Genomic DNA, 22,249 nt, shown 5'->3' on the forward strand with positions numbered 1-22,249 from the left:
GCGGCCGGAGTCGGGGGCGGAGAGGATGCGGACGATGGCGACGCGGTCGTCTTCGGCCTGGGCGAGGCGGTAGCCGGTCTTCAGGAACTCCCGCATGTCCTCCACGGTGCCGTCGAGCGCCTCGTTGGCCTCGCGGGTGACTCCGCGGCCGCTGTCCTCGTCGGCCAGGATGCGCAGGATCGCGATCCGCAGCTCCTCCGCCGACATCTGGTCCACCGGGGTGCCGTCCGCCGGTGAGGCCGCCACCACCGCGTCGGGAGCCGTGCCGGTGGCGGAGGCCGGCGTGGCGAACAGGAGGGCGGGGGCGAGGGCGCCGGCGGCGACGAGCAGGGCACCGCGGGTGAGTCTCATGCGTGAACCTCTCTCCATCTGTTGGGAATCGAGAGCATGTTCGCATGTCCCGCGCGGCCGGACCGGTCATTTATGACGGTGGCTCAACAACCCGTGTACGAGGGTCACTTCCGGCCCTCGGGTGCGTACTCCTGCAGGAAGTGGGCGACGCGGTCGGCGTAGTCGCGGACGTCCGGGGGCACGCCGCCCGCCGTGTTCACCGTGCGGTACGACCTGCGGTACGCGGCGGCGACGAGGACCCGCCGGTCGCCCGGCAGGTCCGCCTGCAGGCGCGGGGCGATCCAGCACAGGTAACGGCCCATCGCCGGGATGGACTCGGCGGGCGGGAAAGGCGGCTGGGGGACCGTCTCGCCGGGGGTGCCGTCCTCGTTCATCCACCAGCGCAGGACGCGCGGGGTCCAGCGGGCGATGCCGTACTCGTCGTTCGCGGGGTCGGACAGGTCCGGGTCGAAGTCGCTCTCCACCTTCAGCATGGCGGCGATCAGGGCCGGACTGACCTCCTCCTGGTCGCAGTCGTGCGCGGTCTCGACGATCAGCAGGCGATAGGCGGGCGGCACGCCCCGGTCGGTGCGCAGCTCGGAGGCGCCGTACGCGGCGGCCGAGACGTTCGCGGTCGCGCCGGCACCGCTGCCTCCGGCGCCGCCGCCCCCGGCCGGGACGCCGATGCCGTAGGCCAGGGCGGCCAGGGCCGCGGCGGCTCCGGCCAGGACGGCTGCGACGGATCTGCGGCGGAAGCGGTGACGGGCGGGGCGTAGCGGAGGCAGGCGGAAGGCGCGCCGGCCCGGGCCCGCGGCCGCCGTCACGCGGCGCAGCAGCGCCGCGCCGCCGACGCGCTGCCGGTGCGTCCGCGTCAGACAGGCCCGCACGATCTCCCGCCAGTCGTCGGACAGCTCCGGCGACAGCCGCAGCTGGTCGGCGCCGCGGGCGTAGGCCGCCGCCGCGTCCCGACGGGCTGCCGGGGTGGCGCCGGGCAGGGGGAAGGCGCCGGTGAGCACGAGGTGGGCGAGGACACCGAAGGCCCAGATGTCGGCGGAGGGGCGGATGCGGCGGCCGCGTTCGCCGATCTCGGTCCACAGGAGTTCCGGCGGGGTGTAGTCGGGGGTGGAGAAGGCCGGCGTGTAGGCGTGGGTGCCCTCCAGCTCGGCGGCCAGGTTGAAGTCGGCGAGACGGACCGAACCGTCCGCCATCAGCAGCACGTTGGCCGGCTTCAGGTCGCCGTGCAGCCAGCCGGCGCCGTGCAACTGGGCGAGACCCTCGGCGATCTGCGCGAGGAGTGCCGGACCGGCCGCGGGGCGGGGCGTGGCGGCGAGCAGGGCCGACAGGGAGCCCTCGGCCTTCTCCAGGACGAGGACCGTGGCGCCGTCCAGCTCCGGGCGGCCCGGGTCGTCGACCGTCAGCGTCTGGTACATCCGCAGCAACCGCGGGTGTCTCAGCCGCCGGTACAGCTCGACCTCCCGCTCGATCAGTTCGCGCAGGTGGGCCAGCCGGCGGGGCGTGGCCGTCCCGGTGGGCAGGAACTTCAGGGCGGCCGTCGGCGGCAGCCCGGTGCCGGCACCGACGCGCCGGGCGGCGTACACACTGCCGAAGGCGCCCGTCGCGATGGGCTCGCGCACCTCCCAGTCGCCGACCCGGTAGCCCTTGGGCACGGGTACGGCGTAGGCCTCGGTCACCGGGTCGCCCCGGCCCGGTCAGGACGGCCGGGGACCCGGAAGGCGCCGTGCGCGAACGCGCCGTACGCGCGGGTGATGGGGGTGCGGTTTCGCTCGTCCTCCGTGGTCGGCGGAGGTACCACGATGATGCTGAACAAGGTGCTCTCCCCGTGCCTGAACAGCTACCACCGTCAGACTAGGGCGACGCACCAGGGCCGTGCCCCCCTCGTACGGGTGAGACACGGCCCTTGGAAGTGAATGGCGTGAACTGGTCCGGCCGACCCGGTCCGTTCAGTGGCGGGGCCGGTTGAACCAGGCCTTGCCATTGGCGTTGCCGACGAAGACGGCCACCAGGATGGCGAGGACCGTGTGCACCAGGCCCACGATGACGAACGGGTAGATGCCGAGGACCGCCGTGATGATGGCGAAGACCAGGATGGTGATCCGGGCGCCGTTGCCGCCGTTCTTGAACTTCGTCGCCAGGACGGCGGCGAACACCAGCCAGGCCAGGCCGAACACCACGTAGCCCCAGATCACGCCGGTCGAGTCACCGACCAGGTCCTGGAAGGCGGTGTTGTCCTTCAGGGACTCGTCGTCCTTCGCGGCGTTCAGGGCCGCGGCGGCGAAGGCGAAGATGGCGATGCCGACGACCTGCAGACCGACGATGACCCACATCATCACGCGGGCCGCGCCCACCGAACCGGGCATCGTGGTCGGCGCGGCGGGGCCGCCGTAGGGGGAGACCGGAGGGGCCTGCGGGTAGCCGTAGCCGGGAGCCTGACCCTGGTTCTGCGGGTAGCCGTAGCCCGGCTGCTGCGGCTGCCCCTGGGGAGCGCCGTAGGGGTTGTTCGGGTCGCCGTAGCTCATGGGGGACGTTCCTCCGTTGGTCCTGGTGCGGGGACGACGCGTGACATCCGCACGGAGGAAAATCTTCAGTATTGCGACCGTCCCCCCGTTGAGCTGCCCGCGGCACTTGTCGGGTCATCGTTCTTCACCACTGACCGGCTTGTCCAGCCGCATTCCCGATGTGTTGTGCAAGTGCAACATCGCTGATCATGGGCGGATACGGGAGGAGGGGCCCCGCGGTGCCCGGATTGCGGCCGGATTGGAACCGCGGCGGGGTCATCCGCGAGGATGGGGCCATGACCGCCCAGATTCTCGATGGCAAGGCCACCGCAGCCGCGATCAAGTCCGATCTGACCGCCCGCGTGGCGGCGCTGAAGGAGAAGGGCGTCACGCCCGGCCTCGGCACGATCCTGGTCGGGGACGACCCCGGCAGCCAGAAGTACGTCGCCGGCAAGCACCGCGACTGCGCGCAGGTGGGCATCGCCTCCATCCAGCGCGAACTGCCCGCCACGGCGACCCAGGAGGAGATCGAGGCGGCCGTCCGCGAGCTGAACGAGGACCCGGCCTGCACCGGGTACATCGTGCAACTGCCGCTGCCCAAGGGCATCGACGAGAACCGCATCCTGGAACTGATGGACCCGGACAAGGACGCGGACGGGCTGCACCCGATGAACCTCGGGCGTCTCGTCCTCAACGAGCCCGCCCCGCTGCCCTGCACCCCGAACGGCGTGCTGACGCTGCTCCGCCGCTACGGCGTGGAGATCAAGGGCGCCGAGGTCGTCGTCGTCGGACGCGGCGTGACGATCGGCCGGCCGATGCCGCTGCTGCTCACCCGCCGCAGCGAGAACGCCACCGTGACCCAGTGCCACACCGGCACCCGCGATCTGTCGGCGCACCTCAAGCGTGCGGACATCATCGTGGCCGCCGCCGGCTCGGCCCACCTGATCCGCGCCGAGGACGTGAAGCCCGGTGCGGCCGTGCTCGACGTGGGCGTCTCCCGCAGCGCCGAGGGCAAGATCGTGGGCGACGTCCACCCCGACGTCGCCGAGGTCGCCGGCTTCATCTCCCCGAACCCCGGCGGAGTCGGCCCGATGACCCGCGCCCAGCTGCTCGTGAACGTGGTCGAGGCGGCGGAGCGCAGTGTCGGCTGAGCACCGGGCCCCGAACGGGCAGGAGACGCCGGGCGGGCTTGAGCCGCCGGGCGGGCACGAGGCGCCGGAGGACCTCAGCGTCCGGGACCCCATCAGCGCGCCCGACGCCGAAGGGCGGCCGCGCCGGGTCACCCGGCGTTTCCCGCTGTTCACCAAGGACACCGCGCGGCCCGAGGGCGGTGGCCGGGCCGCGCCCGGGGACGCTCCCGCGCCGGTGCGGCAGTGGCCCGTGCTCGCCGTGCTGGGGCTGGCCGGGCTCGGACTGCTGGTGACGGCGTTCGGCCAGTTCCGGCTCGGGACGCTGCTCATCGGTGCCGCCCTGCTGGGCGGCGGCGCGCTGCGCTGGCTGCTGCCGGACGTCGGTATGCTCGCCGTCCGCTCCCGCTTCACGGACATCGTCACCTACGGCCTGCTGGGCACCGTGATCGTCCTGCTGGCGCTGATGGCCCAGCCCGAACCGTGGCTGCAGATCCCGTTCCTGAAGGACACCCTGCACTTCACGGTCACCAACGAATGACGGGACGGCGGCCCGTCCTCTCCCCCGAGGAAGGACGGGCCGCCGTCACGCACCACCCTCCTGCACGGCGAACGGCCTGTTCAACGGCTGTCAGTGCGCTGTGGCACGGAAGTGACAGTTCCGGTACGTCTCGCTTCCGATACCGCACAAAGTGGTGCGACGCGGGGGTTGGCAGGGACAATCAGGACGGTCCAGGGTGTACCGCGCGCGGTCACCATGCTCCTGTGCGCCCCCCGTCAGGGAACTGAGATCCTGACTGGGCGCATCCCTGTGGGTATCCAGAACGGGGACTCGGCCAAGGCCGCCACGCGCGGGGCGAAGAAGCGCGAGAAATATCAGCACGTACGGGGGGAAGAGGGGGAGCAATGCCTCGTTGGAAGGCCTTGCCGGATGAGCTCGATCCGCAGATCAGGGAGTTCACCAGTCAGCTGCGCCGGCTCGTGGACCGCAGCGGTCTGAGCATCGCGTCGGTTGCGGACCGCACGGGCTACAGCAAGACGTCGTGGGAGCGTTACCTGAACGGCCGGCTGCTCGCGCCGAAGGGCGCGATCGTGGCCCTGGCCGAGGTCACCGGCACCAATCCGGTGCACCTGACCACGATGTGGGAGCTCGCCGAGCGCGCCTGGAGCCGCTCGGAGATGCGGCACGACATGACGATGGAGGCCATCCGGATATCCCAGGCGCGCGCCGCGCTCGGGGAGTTCGGCGGGCAGGACTTCACCGACCCCTCGGCCGGTGGCAAGGCGGCCTCGGCGGGGGAGGGCAGAGCGGCCTCAGCGGGCGGCGGCAAGCCCGCCCGCAGAAGCGGCGGCACCACGGTCACGCCGGGCATCGCGGGACCGGCCGGTGTGGCCCCGGCCGTGCCGCCGCAGCCGACGGCGCCCGAGGTCCAGGACTCCAGCGGTGCGGATGTGCGGGAAGGGAGCGACCGGGCTGCCGCGCCCGAGGTCAACTCGTGGGGACTGGCCGGGTACCAGGGCCCGTCGCCGGCGGGCGGCCGTTCCGCCGGGCCCGGTGCGGACCGGGGATCCCGGCCCGGCTCGGGTTCCGGAACCTCCGCGGGCTCGCCCGGCGGCCGGACTCCCGGCGCCGGGGCCGGCTCGTACGGCGAACCGCAGGACGCCGTCCCGGCCCGGGCCGGTGGCGCGGGCGGCAGTGGTGCCGGCGGGACCCGCCGCGCCCCCTCCGCCCCCGCGGGCAAGAAGCGGACGGCGACCTTCGTCGCGGGTGTCGTGGGCGTCCTGGTGGTGATCGCCGGCGCGTTCTACCTCACCGGCGGCGGTGGCGACGACGAGGCCAAGGGCGGCGCCAAGTCGCCCTCGCCGACCGTCAGCACCGACCCGAAGCTGCCGCCCGGCGTGAAGTGCAGCGGCGCCGACTGCACCGGCAAGGACGCGGAGGCCATGGGGTGCAGCGGTGACCTGGTGACCACGGCCCAGACCGCGACCGTCGGCACGACCGTCGTCGAGGTCCGCTACAGCGAGACCTGCAAGGCGGCCTGGGGGCGCATCACCCAGGCCGCACAGGGCGACGAGGTCCAGATCAGCTCGGGCAAGGCGAAGCAGACCGGCAGCATCACCGCGGCCGGGGACACCGTCGCCTACACCCCGATGGTCGCCGTGAAGGGCGCCGCCGACGCCAAGGCCTGCGCGATCCTGACGGCCGGCGGGAAGGGCTGCACCGACTAGACGCGAAGCGGTGCCGCCGGCCCGGGTGAGGAATTTCCGAAGGGGAGGAATGCCCGCCCGGATCGGGGGCACGCGAACCGTACCCCCACGGGAGTCCGGCATGGTCGGTATCCCCCCAGGCGGCCGCCTTCGTCCTCCTCTCCCGGACGGGCGGCCGCCTCTTGCGTGGGGGCGGGGCGTGACCGCGGGCGGGGCGGAGTTGTGGGCCGGGCCACACCGACCCGGACGTCCGAGATCCCGGATGCGCGGTAGCCTGACGGCTGGATGGATCTCTTGATGCCAAGAGATCGATCAAACGTCCGGGGCAGGGACCGCCCCACCGCCAGCTGTCATACGGAGAACGCCATGACCCGCACTCCCGTGAACGTCACCGTCACCGGCGCGGCCGGCCAGATCGGTTACGCCCTGCTCTTCCGCATCGCCTCCGGTCAGCTGCTCGGCGCGGACGTGCCGGTGAAGCTGCGCCTGCTGGAGATCACGCCCGCCCTGAAGGCGGCCGAGGGCACGGCCATGGAGCTGGACGACTGCGCGTTCCCGCTCCTGCAGGGCATCGACATCACCGACGACCCGAACGTCGCCTTCGACGGCGCCAACGTCGGTCTGCTCGTCGGTGCCCGTCCCCGCACCAAGGGCATGGAGCGCGGCGACCTGCTGGAGGCCAACGGCGGCATCTTCAAGCCGCAGGGCCAGGCCATCAACGCCCACGCCGCGGACGACATCAAGGTCCTGGTCGTCGGCAACCCGGCCAACACCAACGCCCTGATCGCCCAGGCCGCCGCGCCGGACGTACCCGCGGAGCGCTTCACCGCGATGACCCGCCTGGACCACAACCGCGCGCTGACCCAGCTCGCGAAGAAGACGGGCTCGACGGTCGCCGACATCAAGCGCCTGACCATCTGGGGCAACCACTCCGCCACCCAGTACCCCGACATCTTCCACGCCACGGTCGCCGGCAAGAACGCCGCCGAGGTCGTGAACGACGAGAAGTGGCTGGCCGAGGACTTCATCCCGACCGTCGCCAAGCGCGGCGCCGCCATCATCGAGGCCCGTGGCGCCTCGTCGGCCGCCTCCGCCGCCAACGCCGCCATCGACCACGTCTACTCGTGGGTCAACGGCACCGCCGACGGCGACTGGGTCTCCATGGGCATCCCGTCCGACGGTTCCTACGGCGTGCCGGAGGGGCTCATCTCCTCCTTCCCCGTCACCGCCAAGGACGGCAAGTACGAGATCGTCCAGGGCCTGGAGATCAACGAGTTCTCCCGCGCCCGGATCGACGCCTCCGTCAAGGAGCTCGAGGAGGAGCGCGAGGCGGTCCGCGCCCTCGGCCTCATCTGACCTGAGCCGCCCGTAACTCCGTACGCAGGCCCCGCACCGGTTGTCCGGTGCGGGGCCTGCGGGCTTTCCACGGGTCGGCGAGGTGATTCTCCGCACCTTTTGTTCCTGTTTGTCCACATCTCCCGTGACACAGCGCACTTTCGGCCATCGACGCGCATGCATCCGAGGGAGTCGGGCAGGCGAACTCGGTCTCTTAGTGACACGAATGTGACACAGGGGCGCTGATCAGGAACGGAAGGCGAAGAGCGATCATGGCGGTAAGTACCGAACTTCAGGCGCGTGAAACCATCCATGCGGGAGGAGAGTGGCGGGCGGCCACCTCCGGGGCCACCCGCGAGATCCTCGACCCCGCGGACGCGCTGCCCTTCGCCGTGGTCGCGGAGGGCGACGAGAAGGACACCGATCTGGCGATCGCCGCCGCCCGGCGCGCCTTCGACGAAGGCCCGTGGCCGCACACCCCCGTCGCCGAGCGGGCCGCGCTGCTGAGGCGCGTCGCCGACCTGCTCGTACGGGACCGCGAGAAGCTCGGCCGGCTGGAGGCCCAGGACGCGGGCAAGACCGTCGAGGAGGGCCGCGTCGACATCGACTGTGTCGCCGACGCCTTCCGCTACTTCGCCGACCTGGTCGCCGGCGAGGCCCCCGGCCGGGTCGTGGACGCCGGCTCGACCGACATCCACAGCGTCGTCGTGCACGAGCCGATCGGCGTCTGCGCGATGATCACGCCCTGGAACTACCCGCTGCTCCAGGCCAGCTGGAAGATCGCCCCCGCCCTCGCCGCCGGCAACACCTTCGTCGTCAAGCCCAGCGAGATCACGCCGATGACGACCATCGCGCTCATCGACCTGCTCGTCGAGGCCGGGCTCCCCGAGGGCGTCGCCAACATCGTCACCGGCCCGGGCCACTCCGTCGGCGCGCGCCTGTCCGAGCACCCCGACGTCGACCTGGTCTCCTTCACCGGCGGCCTGGTCAGCGGCACCAAGGTCGCCGAGGCCGCCGCCCCGACCGTCAAGAAGGTCGCCCTCGAACTCGGCGGCAAGAACCCCAACGTCGTCTTCGCCGACGCCTGCGCCACCGAGGAGGGCTTCGACACCGCCGTCGACCAGGCCCTCAACGCCGCCTTCATCCACAGCGGCCAGGTCTGCTCGGCCGGCGCCCGCCTGATCATCGAGGAGTCCGTCCGGGACCGCTTCGTCACCGAACTCGCCCGGCGCGCCGAGAAGATCCGCCTCGGCCGCGGCACCGAGGACGGCGTCGAGTGCGGCCCGCTCGTCTCCGAGCAGCAGCGCGCCAAGGTCGAGATGTACGTCGAGTCCGCCCTCAAGGAGGGCGCGGTGCTGCGCTCCGGCGGCAAGCGCCCCGAGCCGTCCCCGCAGCGGCCCGAGAACGGCTACTTCTACGAGCCGACCGTCCTCGACCACTGCCACCGCGAGATGCGCGTCATCCGGGAGGAGGTCTTCGGGCCGGTCCTCACCGTCGAGACCTTCCGGACCGAGGACGAGGCCGTGGCCCTCGCCAACGACACCGAGTACGGACTCGCGGGCGGCGTCTGGACCGCCGACGCGGGCCGTGCCCGCCGGGTGGCCGGCCGGCTGCGCCACGGCACGATCTGGATCAACGACTTCCACCCCTACCTGCCGCAGGCGGAGTGGGGCGGTTTCGGCAAGAGCGGAGTGGGGCGCGAACTCGGCCCCGCCGGACTCGCCGAGTACCGGGAGACCAAGCACGTCTACCAGAACCTCGCTCCCAAGCCGGTGCGCTGGTTCGCGGGCTGACCCCCGCCCCGCCGGGCCGCCGACCCCTCATCCCGGGCTGACCCCCACACCCCGGGCTGAACGTCCCCGTCCCCCGAGCCCGTTCACTTCATCCCCACTGGAGCAAGTACGCCATGTCCCACACCAGCCATGAGTACGACTATGTCGTGATAGGCGGCGGAACCGCAGGTTCCGTGATCGCCTCCCGCCTGACCGAGAACCCGGACGTCACCGTCGCCGTCATCGAGGGCGGCCCCAGTGACGTCGGCCGTGACGACGTACTGACCCTGCGCCGCTGGATGGGCCTGCTCGGCGGCGAACTCGACTACGACTACCCCACCACCGAACAGCCACGCGGAAACTCGCACATCCGGCACAGCCGGGCCCGCGTCCTGGGCGGCTGCTCCTCGCACAACACCCTGATCGCCTTCAAGCCGCTGCCCGCCGACTGGGACGAGTGGGAGGAGGCCGGCGCCAAGGGCTGGGGCGCGGTGCAGATGGAGGCGTACTTCGCGCGGCTCAACAACAACATCGTCCCGGTCGACGAGAAGGACCGGAACGCCATCGCCCGCGACTTCGTCGACGCGGCCCAGGAGGCGCTGGGCGTGCCGCGCGTGGAGGGCTTCAACAAGAAGCCGTTCACCGAGGGCGTCGGCTTCTTCGACCTCGCCTACCACCCCGAGAACAACAAGCGGTCCTCGGCGTCGGTGGCGTACCTGCACCCGGTGATGGACGAGCGGCCCAACCTGACGATCCTGCTGGAGACCTGGGCGTACAAGCTTCAGCTGGACGGCAACCGCGCCGAGGGCGTGCACGTGCGCACCAAGGACGGCGAGGAGATCCTCGTCAAGGCCCGCAACGAGGTCCTGCTCTGCGCCGGCGCCGTCGACTCGCCGCGGCTGCTGATGCACTCCGGCATCGGCCCCAAGGCCGACCTGGAGAAGCTCGGCATCCCCGTCACGCACGACCTGCCGGGCGTCGGCGAGAACCTGCTCGACCACCCCGAGTCCGTCATCGTCTGGGAGACCAACGGCCCCATCCCGGAGAACTCCGCGATGGACTCCGACGCGGGCCTGTTCGTGCGCCGCGACCCCGAACTGGCGCACCCCGACCTGATGTTCCACTTCTACCAGATCCCCTTCACGGACAACCCGGAGCGACTGGGCTACCAGCGGCCGGAGTTCGGCGTCTCCATGACCCCGAACATCCCCAAGCCGAAGAGCCGCGGCCGGCTGTACCTGACCAGCGCCGACCCCGAGGCCAAGCCCGCCCTGGACTTCCGCTACTTCACCGACGAGGACGACTACGACGGCAGGACCCTCGTCGACGGCATCAAGATCGCCCGCGAGATCGCCAAGACCCAGCCGCTGGCCGGCTGGCTCAAGCGCGAGGTGGCCCCCGGCCCGGACGTCACCGGCGACGAGGAGCTCAGCGAGTACGCCCGCAAGGTCGCGCACACCGTCTACCACCCGGCCGGCACCTGCAAGATGGGCGCCGCCGACGACCAACTGGCCGTCGTCGACCCCGAGCTGCGCATCCGCGGCCTGGAGGGCATCCGCATCGCCGACGCCTCCGTGTTCCCCACGATGACCACCGTCAACCCGATGATCGGAGTGCTCATGGTCGGTGAGAAGGCCGCCGAGCTGATCGGTGGTGGTGTCAAGTGACCGCGACCCTCGAACCCCCGACGGAGCAGACCATGGACACCACCGCCCCCGTCTTCTCGGTGGAGGGCCTGTGGAAGGTGTTCGGCCCCAAGGCCGACCGCGTTCCCGGCGACCCCGAGCTCACCGCCCTCGACCCCGCCGAGCTGCGCTCCCGCACCGGCTGCACGGCCGCCGTCCGCGACGTCAGCTTCGACGTGCGCAAGGGCGAGGTCTTCGTCGTCATGGGCCTGTCCGGCTCCGGCAAGTCCACGCTGGTGCGCTGTCTGACCCGGCTGATCGAGCCGACGGCCGGCACCATCGCCATCGACGGCGAGGACGTCCGCGCCATGGACCGCTCCCGGCTGCGCGAACTGCGCCGCCACCGCGCCGCCATGGTCTTCCAGCACTTCGGCCTGCTGCCGCACCGCACGGTCCTCGACAACGTCGCCTACGGCCTGGAGATCCAGGGCATGGGCAAGGCCGAGCGGCGCGAGCGGGCCGCCGAGGTCGTCGCCAAGGTCGGCCTCGAAGGCATGGAGCACCGCCGCCCCGGCCAGCTCTCCGGTGGCCAGCAGCAGCGCGTCGGCCTGGCCCGCGCGCTCGCCGTCGACCCCGAGGTCCTGCTCTTCGACGAGCCGTTCAGCGCACTCGACCCGCTGATCCGGCGGGACATGCAGGAGGAGGTCGTCCGGCTGCACCACGAGGAGGGCCGCACGATGGTCTTCATCACGCACGACCTCCAGGAGGCCCTCAAGCTGGGCGACCGCATCGCCCTGATGCGCGACGGCCGGGTCGTGCAGCTCGGCACGCCCGAGGAGATCGTGGGCGCGCCCGCCGACGACTACGTCCGCGAGTTCGTCCGGGACGTCCCGCGCGAGCAGGTCCTCACCGTCCGTTCGGCCATGCGCCGCCCCTCGGCCGACCAGGACGGCAGTGGACCGGCCGTGCGGCCCGACGCGACGGTCTCCGAGGCGATCGAGGCGGTCGCCCGCGCCGGCGCACCGGCCCGTGTCGTGGACAAGGGCCGCTGCGTCGGCGTGGTCGACTCCGACACGCTCCTCGGCGTCGTCGCCGGGACGGAGCAGCCCGCTCCGCCCGGGACGGAGCAGCCCAAGGAGGCGGTGTGATGGCGACCATCACCGCGTCCCCGCCGCGTGTCGGTCTGCCCGCCCTCCTCAAGCACCGGGCCGTCCACAAGCTGCTCCTGCTCGCACTCGCCGCCGCGATCCTCGTGCCCCTGGCCAACGCCCGCTGGGCGAGCGGCACCTGGCCGGGCGCGCTGACCGTCGACTTCTCCGAGCCGCTCGCCAAGGCCAGCGACTGGATCATCGACAACCGCGACAGCCACCCGCTGTTCCTCTACTTCTTCGGCCACGTCAGCAACGTCGTCGTCATCGCCGTACGGGCCGTGTACCTCACCCTCCTGGCCATCGGCTGGGCGGGCGTCACGGCGCTGGGCGCCCTGGTCGCCTGGCGCGTGGCGGGTGTGAAGCTGGCGCTCGGAACGGCCGCCGCGTTCCTCGCCTGCGGCCTGCTCGGCATGTGGGTGCCGACCATGCAGACGCTCGCCCTGATGGTCGTCGCGGTCCTCGCGTCGGTCGCGGTGGGCGCGCTGCTCGGGCTCGCCGCCGGGCTGTCCGACCGGATGGACCGCGTGCTGCGGCCGGTCCTGGACACCATGCAGGTGCTGCCCGCCTTCGCCTATCTGCTGCCGGTCGTGCTGGTCTTCGGCATCGGCGTCCCGGCGGCCGTCCTGGCCACCGTCATCTACGCCGCCCCGCCCATGGCCCGTCTGACCTCCCTCGGGCTGCGCGGCGCCGACAAGGAGGTGCTGGAGGCGGTCGAGTCGCTCGGCTCCACCGCGCGCCAGCGCCTGCTGACCGCCCGGATTCCGCTGGCCCGCAAGGAACTCCTCCTCGGCGTCAACCAGACGATCATGATGGCGCTGTCCATGGCCGTCATCGCGGCCGTCATCGGCGCCGGTGGTCTCGGTGACCGCGTCTACCAGGCCCTGGCCTCGGTCGACGTCGGTGCCGCGCTCGCCGCCGGTATCCCGATCGTGCTGCTGGCCGTCGTCCTGGACCGTGTCACCGGCGCGGCGGGGGAGCGGCTCGGCGCCGAACCGGAGCCCCGCAGCGGGCGCGGCTGGCTCTACGCCCTCGCCGGCGTCGTCGCCGTGGCGGTCGCCGGGCGGCTCGCGGGCCGCCTCGACTGGCCCGACTCCTGGGTCGTCGCCATCGCCGAGCCCGTCAACCGCGCCGTCGACTGGATGACCGCGCACCTGTACTCGGGCGTCCCCGTCGTCGGCGGCACCGCCGACTGGGCGGGCCACTTCACCACCTGGGTGCTCGACCCGATGCGTGACGGTCTGCAGGCGCTGCCCTGGTGGTCGGTCCTGCTGATCGTCGCCGCCCTGGCCTGGGTCATCGGCACCTGGCGCACCGCGCTCACCGCCGTCCTCGCCATGGCCGCGATCGGCGTCCTCGGCGTCTGGAAGCCGTCCCTGGACACCCTCTCCCAGGTGCTGGCGGCCGTCGCCGTCACCCTGGTCGTCGGCTTCGCCGTCGGTATCGCCGCGGCCCGCAGCGACCGTCTGGAGCGGGCGCTGCGCCCGGTCCTCGACGTGTTCCAGACGATGCCGCAGTTCGTGTACCTGATCCCGGTCGTCGCGCTGTTCGGCGTCGGCCGCGCCCCGGCCGTCGCCGCCGCGATCGTCTACGCGCTGCCGGCCGTCGTCCGGATCACCACCCAGGGCCTGCGCCAGGTCGACCCGGCCGCGCTGGAGTCCTCCAGTTCGCTCGGCGCGACCAGCTGGCAGCAGCTGAGGCAGGTGCAGCTCCCGCTGGCCCGCCCGGCGCTGCTGCTCGCCGTCAACCAGGGCCTCGTCCTGGTCCTCGCCGTCGTCGTCATCGGCGGCCTCGTCGGCGGAGGCGCCCTCGGCTACGACGTCGTCTTCGGCCTCGCCCAGGGCGACCTGGCGACCGGTCTGGTGGCCGGCGCGGCGATCGTCTGCCTCGGCCTGATGCTGGACCGGGTGACCCAGCCCACCGAACGCCGTGCGAAGAAGGGAGCCTGACATGCGGATCCGTACGACCGCCGCGGTCGCCGCGGTGAGCTCCCTGGCGCTGCTCACCGGCTGCGGCGCGGCCGACATGACCAAGCAGGCCTCGCCCTTCGCCAACGCGCAGGGCTCGAAGACCGTGACCTTGTCCGTGCAGTCCTGGGTGGGCGCCCAGTCCAACGTGGCCGTCGCCCAGTACCTCCTGGAGCACGAGCTGGGCTACCGCGTCGACACCGTCCAGGTCGACGAGGTGCCCGCCTGGGACGCCCTCAGCCAGGGCCGCGTCGACGCGCTCCTGGAGGACTGGGGCCACCCCGAGCAGGAGCAGCGGTACGTCAAGGACAAGAAGACGATCGCGCCCGGCGGCGAACTCGGCGTCACCGGCCACATCGGCTGGTTCGTCCCGACGTACTTCGCCAAGAAGCACCCGGACGTCACCGACTGGAAGAACCTCAACAAGTACGCCGATCAGTTCCGCACCCCGGAGAGCGGCAGCAAGGGCCAGCTGATGGACGGCTCGCCGTCCTACGTCACCAACGACAAGGCGCTGGTGAAGAACCTGAAGCTGGACTACCAGGTGGTGTTCGCCGGCTCCGAGGCCGCGCAGATCACGCAGATGAAGCAGTTCGCCAAGGAGAAGAAGCCCTTCCTCACCTACTGGTACTCCCCGCAGTGGCTCTTCAAGAAGGTCCCGATGACCGAGGTGAAGCTGCCGCCGTACAAGGAGGGCTGCGACGCCGACCCGGAGAAGGTCGCCTGCGCCTATCCGCACACCCCGCTGCAGAAGTACCTCAACGCGGACTTCGCGAAGAGCGGCGGCAAGGCGGCGGCCTTCCTGAAGAAGTTCAAGTGGACGACCGAGGACCAGAACGAGGTCTCTCTGATGATCGCCGACAAGAAGATGACGCCGGAGGCGGCGGCGAAGAAGTGGGTGGACAGCCACGAGTCCACGTGGAAGAAGTGGCTGTCCTGAGCGTCCCTACCGTCGCAGCCCCGCGGCGATCTCCCGCAGTGCGCGGGTGGCCCGCCGCTGGAGCCCCGGACCGAAGGTGATCCGGGTGGCCCCTCGTTCGCCGAGTTCGGCGGGCGAGGGGCCCTCGTCCGTCAGGGCCCCGACGTTGATCGGGCCCTGGATGCCGGCCCGCAGCAGCGGCAGCACCTCCGGCGGGGCGCCGATCGGGTACACGCAGTCGGCCCCCGCGGCGACGTACAGCGCGGCCCGCTCGATGGCCTGTGCGGGATCGTCGAAGCCGCAGGCGAAGGTGTCGATGCGCGCGTTGACGAACAGCCGGTCACCGGCCGCCTCCCGCACCTCGGCCAGCCAGGAGGCGTGCGCGCGGGGGTCCTTCAGCACCCCGTCCTCGGAGTCCTCCAGGTTGCAGCCGACCGCGCCCACCTCCAGCAGCCGCTCCACGAGGTCCTTCGGCGCGAGCCCGTAGCCGCCCTCCACGTCCGCCGACACGGGCACGTCGACGGCCCGGGCGATCCGGGCGACCGCCGCGAACATCTCGTCGGCCGGGACCTGCCCGTCCTCGTAGCCGAGCGACGCGGCGACCCCGGCGCTGGGCGTGGCGAGGGCGGGGAACCCGGCTTCGGCGAACACCCGCGCGGCGGCCGCGTCCCACGGCCCGGGCAGGACCAGCGGGTCGCCGGGCGCCCGGCGGTGGTGCAGGGCGCGGAACTCGTCGATCTTGCTCATGGTGTGTATCCCCCTGGCGGAATCCGGCGGCCGACCATCACCCGGTTCCAGTTGTTGATGGCGACGACCAGGCCGATCAGATGGGCCAGCCCGGCCTCGCCGAAGTGCCCGGCGGCCCGCTCGTACACCTCGTCCGGCACGAAGCCCCCGGTCAGCACGGTCACCGCCTCCGTCAGTGCCAGCGCGGCCCGCTCCCGTTCGTCGAAGACGCCCTCCGCCTCCTCCCAAGCGGCCAGCAGATCGAGCTGCCGCTCGCCCACCCCGTGCTCACGGGCGATCGCGAGGTGCATGTCGAGGCAGAACGCGCAGTGGTTGAGCTGCGAGGCGCGGATGACGACGAGTTCGGCGAGGGCCGGGTCGCCCAGGCCCTTCTTCGCGGCGGCGCTGAGAGCCGACATGGCCCGGCCGACCGCGGGGTCCAGCAGCCGGGTCCGGGTCGTCACTTGTACTGGCCCGGCTCGTAGTGCCCCGGTGCCATCCGGCAGGTCACCCCGAACCGGTTCCAGGCGTTGATCACCGTGATGGCCGCGATGACCTGCGCGAGCTCCGCCTCCTCGAAGTGCTTGGCGGCGTTGTCGTAGACCTCGTCCGGCACGAACCCGTCCGTCAGGACCGTCACCGCCTCCGTCAGCTCCAGCGCGGCGATCTCTTTCGCGGTGTAGAAGTGCCGCGACTCGTCCCAGGCGCTGAGCTGCACGATCCGCTCGACGCTCTCGCCCGCCGCCAGGGCGTCCTTGGTGTGCATGTCGATGCAGAACGCGCAGTGGTTGATCTGGGAGGCGCGGATCTTCACCAGCTCGTACAGCGTGTGGTCGAGGCCCTTCCGGGCGGCGGTCTCCAGCCGGACCATCGCCTTGTAGACCTCGGGCGCGTGCTTGGCCCACTCCAGGCGGGCGGGCTGCTCGGGAACGTACTCCACGGTCGTCGGGGTGTCGGTGTGCGTCGTCATGCCCTCGACCCTAGGAGGGAAGCAGCCCAGGGGTATGGTCCATTTCCATGGCGGAACCCTGGGCCACTCTGGGCATCGACCTGCATGTGGAGCCGGCCGGGCCGGGCCTGCGGCGGGGGCTGACCGACGCCCTGCGCGAGGCGGTGCGCTCCGGCCGGCTGGCCCCGGGCACCCGGCTGCCCTCCTCCCGCGCGCTCGCCGCCGACCTGGGCATCGCCCGCAACACGGTCGCCGACGCCTACGCCGACCTGGTCGCCGAGGGCTGGCTCACCGCCCGGCAGGGGTCGGGCACCCGGGTCGCCGCGCGCGAGGTCGTCCCGCCGTCCGGTACGGCACCCCACCCCCGGGCACCCGCGCGCCCGGCCTACGACCTGCGCCCCGGCAACCCCGACCTCGCGTCCTTCCCGCGTGCGGCATGGCTCAAGGCCGCCCGCCGCGCCCTCAACGCCGCCCCGCACCACGCGCTCGACTACGGCGACCCGCGGGGCCGTCCCGAGCTGCGGGCCGCGCTCGCCGGGTACCTCTCCCGGGCCCGGGGCGTGCGCACCGGCCCCGAACGGATCGTGGTGTGCGCCGGGTTCGCGCACGGCCTGAAGCTGCTCGGCACGGTCCTGCGGGCCCGCGGCGCACGGACGGTCGCGGTCGAGTCGTACGGCCTCGACGCGCACTGGCGGATCCTGGCCGCCTCCGGACTGGACACCGCCCCGCTGCCCTTCGACCATCTGGGCACCGACCCGGGCGCCCTGTCCGGGGCCGACGCGCTGCTGCTCACCCCCGCCCACCAGTTCCCCATGGGCGTACCCCTGCACCGCGACCGCCGTACGGCCGTCGTGGACTGGGCGCGGCGCACCGGCGGGCTGGTGCTGGAGGACGACTACGACGGGGAGTTCCGCTACGACCGGCAGCCCGTCGGCGCGCTCCAGGGCCTGGACCCCGACCGGGTCGTCCACCTGGGCACCGCGAGCAAGTCCCTCGCGCCCGGGCTGCGGCTGGCCTGGATGGTGCTGCCGCCGAGCCTCGCCGAGGAGGTCGCCGCGGCGAAGGGCGGCGTCGACACCTGCGGGGTGCTGGACCAGCTGACCCTGGCCGAGTTCCTCACCTCCGGCGCCTACGACCGGCACGTACGCGCGTCCCGCCTGCGCTACCGGCGCCGCCGGGACGCCCTCGTCGAGGCTGTCACGGCCCGGGCCCCTCAGGCCCGCGTCACCGGCATCGCGGCCGGTCTGCACGTTCTGCTGCGCCTGCCCGCGGGCACCGAGCAGTCGGTGGTCCAGGCGGCGCACTGGCGGGGCCTCGCGCTCCACGGACTCGCCCGCTACACCCACCCAGCCGCGCGGGCCGACCCCGTCGACGCCCTGGTCGTCGGCTACGGAACGCCGCCGGACCACGCCTGGTCGGGGGCGCTGGACGCGCTGTCCGCGGTACTGCCCGGATAATCGCTTGAATTCACCCTCGGAAATGCCGTCCGGCGGATATGGTCACCCCATGAGTGAAAGCCTTTCCCCATCTCGCGTGGCCCTGAAGAAAATCACCCCCGACGTCTCCGCGGCCATGGGCTCCCTGCATGCCGCCGCCGTTTGTGCGGCCCAGGAAGCGAAGCTCGAACCAGAACTGCTGGAACTGGTCAGGATCCGCGCCTCGCAGATCAACGGCTGCGCGTTCTGCCTCGACATGCACACCAGGGACGCCCGCGGACGGGGCGAGACCGAGCAGCGCATCTACACCCTGAACGCCTGGCGGGAGACGCCCTTCTTCACCGAACGCGAGCGCGCCGCCCTGGCGTTGACCGAGGCGGTGACGCTCGTCCACGACGGCCGCGTCCCGGACGCCGTCTACGCCGAGGCGGCCGGGGTCTTCGACGAGAACCAGATCGCGGCCCTCATCTGGGCGGCCACCGTCATCAACGCCTACAACCGGATCGCGATAGCGACGCGCATGGTCCCGAAAAGCTGAAAAGGCAGCGGAAAAGGCGCCGCGTCGAATTCAGCCCGGCGCCGCTCTCTTTCCTCCGATTCGGTCGGTCTTTTCCTCCGATTCAGCCGGCCGGAAGCGGCTCCATGACGCTGTCCAGCCAGGTTCGCCATTCCCCGGCCCGGTCCGCCGGAGGCACCCGCATCGGCCGTCCGACCCAGCCCGTCACGGGCCGGATCCCGTGCAGCGCGTTCACCAGCCACACCTCACGGCCCTCCAGCTCCGCCACGGTCCGCTCGCGGTGCGCGATCCGCAGCCCCGAGCACAGCGCCCGCTCCTGCACCAGCCCGGACGTCACACTCGGCAGGACGGGCAGCCGCGGCGGGGGCAGGCACAGGGTGTCGTCCTCCCACCACAGGACACCGGCGGTGGCCGACTCCAGGACCGTGCCCGAACGGGCGATCAGCACCGCCTCCTCCGCGCCCTCGCCCGTGGCCCGGCGGCGCACCCGGGCCAGCGTGTCGAGGTCAGGGCCCTTGCGCCGGGGCACCGTCCGCGGATCGGACTGGCCCGCCGCCCACAGGCGCACCCCCGTCCCCAGCGGCGGAGCGGGCCGCAGCAGCAGCCGCAGCTCCAGGGAGCCCGCCGCGAGTTCCACCCGGGGGAACCACTCGCCGGTTCTCGGCAGGGCGGCGGTCACGTCCTGCCAGAACGCCGTGAGCCGGCGCGGCTCCGGCCCGCCGCAGTCACCGCAGGACCGCGAGAACCGCTCCTGGTGCCGGGCGTAGGCCCGCACCCGGCCATCGCGCAGCAGCCAGGAGTCCGCGACGAGCAGCCGCCCCCCGGCCGTCCGCTCCGGAGCCGGGGCCAGGCCACGGCCGGGCGTCCAGGCCCACAGGCCCTCCGCCACCGCCGGTCTTGTCACCATGGGGTCCTCTCCTCAGTACCTGCGGCCCGCGACGGCGGGCGCCCCGTGCCGGGGCCCGTACGGCGCGTGCTCCAGCCAGGATCCACACCACGGCAGCACCGGCGCCAGGGCCGCCGCGGCCCGCTGCCTGACCCGGACGATCCGGCGGCGCGGCCGCAGATGGTCCAGGGCCGTACCGGCGGCGGCCATGTTGAACAGGCCCGCCGCGCGCCGCACCTCCGCGAAGTCCGCGACCGCCTCCGCGGTCCCGGCGGCGATCGCCCCGGCGGCGGCCGCCGCGTCCGCGATCCCGCTGTTCATCCCGCGCGCCCCGAACGGAGGAAAGAGATGCGCCGCCTCACCGGCCAGCAGCACCCGCCGGTGCGGATCGGTGAACGAGGCGGCCACCTTGCGCAGGAAGCGGTACGTCGACACCCACAGGATCCGGTCGCCGTAGTCCTCCCCGACGATCGCCGGCAGCCAGCGGCGGACGGCCTCCTCGGTACCGAACTCCTCCGGCCGGTCGTCGTCGCGGCACTGGAGGTCGATCTGGAAGCCCCCGGTGAACGGCACCCGCATCACACTGCGCCCGCCCGCCCCGGGATGCTCGTAGTGGAAGACCCGCTCCAACGGCAGCTCGCCGCCCGGCACGTCGGCGACGTCCACGACGACGTGGAAGCCCTCGCCGCGGGTGCCCTCCAGCTCGATGCCCAGCCCGCGCCGGACCGCGGAGCGGGCCCCGTCGGCGGCGACGACGTGGGAAGCGCTCCACTGCCGCCCGTCCGCACACGTCAGCCGGACCCCGCTTCCCGTGCTGCGCACGCCCGTCACCCGGGCGCCCCACTCGAAGTCGACCCCGGCCCTACCGCAGGCCGCGCGCAGAAAGCGTTCGGTGTCCGTCTGGCGCAGGCTGGTGAAGGGCGGCGGGCCGGACGGGGGCGGGAAGGTTCGGGCATAGACCTCACGTCCCCGGTAGAGGGTGCGCCCGGTGTGCCAGGTCCGCCCGTACGCCGTGATCTCGGCGGCGAGGCCGGGCAGCATCGCGTCCAGCAGGCCGAGGGTCTCCCGGTGCACGAACAGGGCCCGGCTGCCGGGCCGTTCACGGTCCTGCGGGTCGGCCTCCAGCAGCGTGACGGACAGGCCGTGGGAGCGCAGTGCGAGGGCCGCCGACAGGCCCACCGGGCCGGCCCCCACGACCACGACCGGGGTCACGCCCTGACGCCTTCGCCGAGCATCCGGGCGATCTCCACCCGCTTCACCTTCCACGTCGCCGTCATCGGCAGCTCCTCGAACCGCCACTGCCGCGGCTCGGCCATCGCCGGCAGCCCGGCCGTGGCCCGCCGCCAGCGCTCCGGGTCCAGGGGCCGCTCGCCGCGCACGCACACCACCGGCACCGGCTCACGGTCCGCCCCCGGCACGATCACGACCTCCCGCAGCTCCTCCAGCCGGGACATCAGCACGTCCTCGACCTCCAGGTTGCTGTGCACGGCGTCGATCCGGTCGATCTCCCGGTCTATCAGGTACAGCGCGCCGAGGCGGTCGCGGTAGCCCAGGTCGCCCATCTCCCACCAGCCGTCGGTGAGCTGACGGTCGTAGCGCTCCGGCATGCCGAGGTAGGTGAGGATGCGGCCGCGGGTGCGCGCCTCGATACGGCCCGGTGTGCCGGGCGCGACCCGCCGGCCCTCGGCGTCGGTCACCCGGACCCGGGTGAAGCCGGGTATCCCGAACCCGACCCGGCGGCCGTCCGCCCGGGCCGCACTGCGCCGGGTCACCACCTGGAACGCCACCGGGCCCGTCTCGCTCTGCCCGTACAGCTGGACCAGCCAGGGCGTACGGCGCCGCGACGCGTCCAGCAGCCGCCGCACGGTCCGCGGATGGATCGCGTCGAACGTCGAGCCGTACGACCGGACCCGGGACAGCGGCGCCCCGGGCGCACCGGCCAGTTCCTCCCACAGCACGAAGGTGTTGGGATGCGTCTCCACGATGCCGGGCCGGTGCCGGACCAGCAGCGGGCCGACCGCGGCCGGGTCCGGGTCGGTGATCAGCACGAGCGGGCTGCCGAAGTGCAGCAGCACACCGAGCAGGTGGTAGAAGCGCGAGTGCACGAACGACATGTGCAGCGCGGCGGTCTCGCCCCGGGTGGGCCAGCCCATCGCCTGCTGCGGCACGAGCCGGTTCCACATGGTCCGCGCGCAGTGCACGGCCAGTTTGGGGACGCCGGTGGTGCCCGAGCTGTGGGTGATCAGGGCGGGTTCGCGGGGGTGGAGCCGGACCGCCGGGGGCGCTTCGGCGCCGGTGTACTTCGCCAGGGGCTCGGCACGGGGCGCGTCGTCCACGGACAGCGTCCGCCGCACGAGCCCGGACAGGGCGACGTCCTTCAGGCCGTCCAGCGTGGCACGGTCGGTGACCAGCCAGGGCCGCCGCAGCCGTTGAAGGAGCTGCCCGGCGACCGCCGGGGCCAGCGCGGGCGACAGCAGTACGGGCACGGCCCCGATACGGGAGACGGCACAGGTCAGCAGCATGATGTCGACGTTGTCCGCCTTGTGCACGACGACCTGCTCCGAGGGCCGCACCCCGGCCTCCCACAGCCGGCCCGACAACTCCTCGACCAGCTCGGCCAGCACGGTGTAGCTCAGGTCGGTCCCGAGGGAGGGGGCGACGTCGAGCGGCCGGTCGAGGGTGACGAAGACCGCCCCGTGCCGGTCGGCCGCACGCCGGAAGACCGGTCCCAGGTAGAAGCCGCGGTCCGCGAGCAGGGACTGTCGCATGGGGTCGTTCCTCTCCGTGG

At 72.6% G+C, this 22,249-nt stretch carries 21 protein-coding genes; 11 read left to right on the forward strand and 10 right to left on the reverse strand.

The window, feature by feature from the left end:
• From HNR57_RS11540 to HNR57_RS11555, 4 genes are all read right to left on the reverse strand, one after another.
• A partial coding sequence (locus HNR57_RS11540; RefSeq protein ID WP_184559493.1) for an ALF repeat-containing protein occupies window positions 1-351 on the reverse strand: 351 nt, incomplete at its 3' end.
• Between the two features lie 104 nt (window positions 352-455).
• Complete coding sequence (locus tag HNR57_RS11545; RefSeq protein ID WP_184559495.1) at window positions 456-2,021, reverse strand: serine/threonine protein kinase; 1,566 nt, start codon at window positions 2,019-2,021, stop codon at window positions 456-458.
• Window positions 2,018-2,158 (reverse strand): hypothetical protein, encoded by a 141-nt coding sequence (locus tag HNR57_RS11550; RefSeq protein ID WP_184559497.1) that lies wholly within the window; start codon window positions 2,156-2,158, stop codon window positions 2,018-2,020. The genes HNR57_RS11545 and HNR57_RS11550 overlap by 4 nt, the downstream gene beginning before the upstream one ends.
• A gap of 133 nt (window positions 2,159-2,291) precedes the next feature.
• The gene (locus HNR57_RS11555; protein ID WP_184559499.1) at window positions 2,292-2,867 is read right to left on the reverse strand and encodes a proline-rich domain-containing protein; all 576 of its coding nucleotides are present in this window, start codon (window positions 2,865-2,867) and stop codon (window positions 2,292-2,294) included.
• A 275-nt stretch (window positions 2,868-3,142) separates the two neighbouring features.
• Between HNR57_RS11555 and HNR57_RS11560 the strand changes: the two genes are divergently transcribed.
• From HNR57_RS11560 to HNR57_RS11600, 9 genes are all read left to right on the forward strand, one after another.
• Window positions 3,143-3,997, forward strand: a complete 855-nt coding sequence (locus HNR57_RS11560; RefSeq protein WP_059423424.1) for a bifunctional methylenetetrahydrofolate dehydrogenase/methenyltetrahydrofolate cyclohydrolase — start codon at window positions 3,143-3,145, stop codon at window positions 3,995-3,997.
• 91 nt (window positions 3,998-4,088) lie between these two features.
• Window positions 4,089-4,514: a DUF3017 domain-containing protein gene (locus tag HNR57_RS11565; RefSeq protein WP_313673678.1), complete on the forward strand. Its 426-nt coding sequence runs from the start codon at window positions 4,089-4,091 to the stop codon at window positions 4,512-4,514.
• A gap of 383 nt (window positions 4,515-4,897) precedes the next feature.
• Window positions 4,898-6,202 (forward strand): helix-turn-helix domain-containing protein, encoded by a 1,305-nt coding sequence (locus HNR57_RS11570; protein ID WP_246554456.1) that lies wholly within the window; start codon window positions 4,898-4,900, stop codon window positions 6,200-6,202.
• Between the two features lie 345 nt (window positions 6,203-6,547).
• Window positions 6,548-7,537: a malate dehydrogenase gene (locus HNR57_RS11575; protein WP_184559505.1), complete on the forward strand. Its 990-nt coding sequence runs from the start codon at window positions 6,548-6,550 to the stop codon at window positions 7,535-7,537.
• A gap of 251 nt (window positions 7,538-7,788) precedes the next feature.
• A complete protein-coding gene (locus tag HNR57_RS11580) occupies window positions 7,789-9,309 on the forward strand; it encodes an aldehyde dehydrogenase family protein (RefSeq protein ID WP_184559507.1) in 1,521 nt (506 codons plus the stop codon).
• A 113-nt stretch (window positions 9,310-9,422) separates the two neighbouring features.
• Complete coding sequence (locus HNR57_RS11585; protein WP_184559509.1) at window positions 9,423-10,955, forward strand: GMC family oxidoreductase; 1,533 nt, start codon at window positions 9,423-9,425, stop codon at window positions 10,953-10,955.
• Window positions 10,956-10,987: 32 nt separating this feature from the next.
• Window positions 10,988-12,061 carry a quaternary amine ABC transporter ATP-binding protein gene (locus HNR57_RS11590; RefSeq protein WP_184560365.1) on the forward strand — a complete coding sequence of 358 codons (1,074 nt, stop codon included), beginning with the start codon at window positions 10,988-10,990 and terminating at the stop codon, window positions 12,059-12,061.
• Entirely contained in the window at window positions 12,061-14,010 is a 1,950-nt protein-coding gene (locus HNR57_RS11595) for an ABC transporter permease (protein WP_184559511.1), read from the forward strand. The genes HNR57_RS11590 and HNR57_RS11595 overlap by 1 nt, the downstream gene beginning before the upstream one ends.
• 1 nt (window position 14,011) lies before the next feature.
• Entirely contained in the window at window positions 14,012-14,968 is a 957-nt protein-coding gene (locus tag HNR57_RS11600) for an ABC transporter substrate-binding protein (protein ID WP_184559513.1), read from the forward strand.
• A gap of 6 nt (window positions 14,969-14,974) precedes the next feature.
• Here HNR57_RS11600 and HNR57_RS11605 read toward each other — a convergent pair whose 3' ends face one another.
• The 3 genes from HNR57_RS11605 to HNR57_RS11615 are packed head-to-tail and all read right to left on the reverse strand — an operon-like array spanning window position 14,975 to window position 16,643.
• Window positions 14,975-15,694 (reverse strand): isocitrate lyase/PEP mutase family protein, encoded by a 720-nt coding sequence (locus HNR57_RS11605; protein WP_184559515.1) that lies wholly within the window; start codon window positions 15,692-15,694, stop codon window positions 14,975-14,977.
• Window positions 15,691-16,137: a carboxymuconolactone decarboxylase family protein gene (locus HNR57_RS11610; RefSeq protein WP_184559517.1), complete on the reverse strand. Its 447-nt coding sequence runs from the start codon at window positions 16,135-16,137 to the stop codon at window positions 15,691-15,693. The genes HNR57_RS11605 and HNR57_RS11610 overlap by 4 nt, the downstream gene beginning before the upstream one ends.
• Complete coding sequence (locus HNR57_RS11615) at window positions 16,134-16,643, reverse strand: carboxymuconolactone decarboxylase family protein (protein WP_184559519.1); 510 nt, start codon at window positions 16,641-16,643, stop codon at window positions 16,134-16,136. The genes HNR57_RS11610 and HNR57_RS11615 overlap by 4 nt, the downstream gene beginning before the upstream one ends.
• Window positions 16,644-16,690: 47 nt before the next feature.
• Here HNR57_RS11615 and pdxR point away from each other — a divergent pair, with 47 nt between their 5' ends.
• The gene (gene pdxR, locus HNR57_RS11620; protein WP_184559521.1) at window positions 16,691-18,079 is read left to right on the forward strand and encodes a MocR-like pyridoxine biosynthesis transcription factor PdxR; all 1,389 of its coding nucleotides are present in this window, start codon (window positions 16,691-16,693) and stop codon (window positions 18,077-18,079) included.
• Window positions 18,080-18,128: 49 nt separating this feature from the next.
• A complete protein-coding gene (locus tag HNR57_RS11625) occupies window positions 18,129-18,596 on the forward strand; it encodes a carboxymuconolactone decarboxylase family protein (RefSeq protein WP_184559523.1) in 468 nt (155 codons plus the stop codon).
• A gap of 82 nt (window positions 18,597-18,678) precedes the next feature.
• Here the strand turns inward: HNR57_RS11625 and HNR57_RS11630 are convergent, their stop codons facing one another.
• From HNR57_RS11630 to HNR57_RS39470, 3 genes are read right to left on the reverse strand one after another with little or no spacing between them, the layout of a single operon-like run.
• Window positions 18,679-19,482: an aminotransferase class IV gene (locus tag HNR57_RS11630; protein WP_221342361.1), complete on the reverse strand. Its 804-nt coding sequence runs from the start codon at window positions 19,480-19,482 to the stop codon at window positions 18,679-18,681.
• A gap of 12 nt (window positions 19,483-19,494) precedes the next feature.
• Window positions 19,495-20,673 carry an FAD-dependent oxidoreductase gene (locus HNR57_RS11635; RefSeq protein WP_184559525.1) on the reverse strand — a complete coding sequence of 393 codons (1,179 nt, stop codon included), beginning with the start codon at window positions 20,671-20,673 and terminating at the stop codon, window positions 19,495-19,497.
• Window positions 20,670-22,229, reverse strand: coding sequence for a class I adenylate-forming enzyme family protein (locus tag HNR57_RS39470; protein ID WP_184559527.1), 1,560 nt, complete (start codon window positions 22,227-22,229; stop codon window positions 20,670-20,672). The genes HNR57_RS11635 and HNR57_RS39470 overlap by 4 nt, the downstream gene beginning before the upstream one ends.
• Window positions 22,230-22,249 lie beyond the last annotated feature (20 nt).

This window comes from Streptomyces paradoxus (assembly GCF_014202475.1).
Lineage (GTDB): Bacteria > Actinomycetota > Actinomycetes > Streptomycetales > Streptomycetaceae > Streptomyces > Streptomyces paradoxus.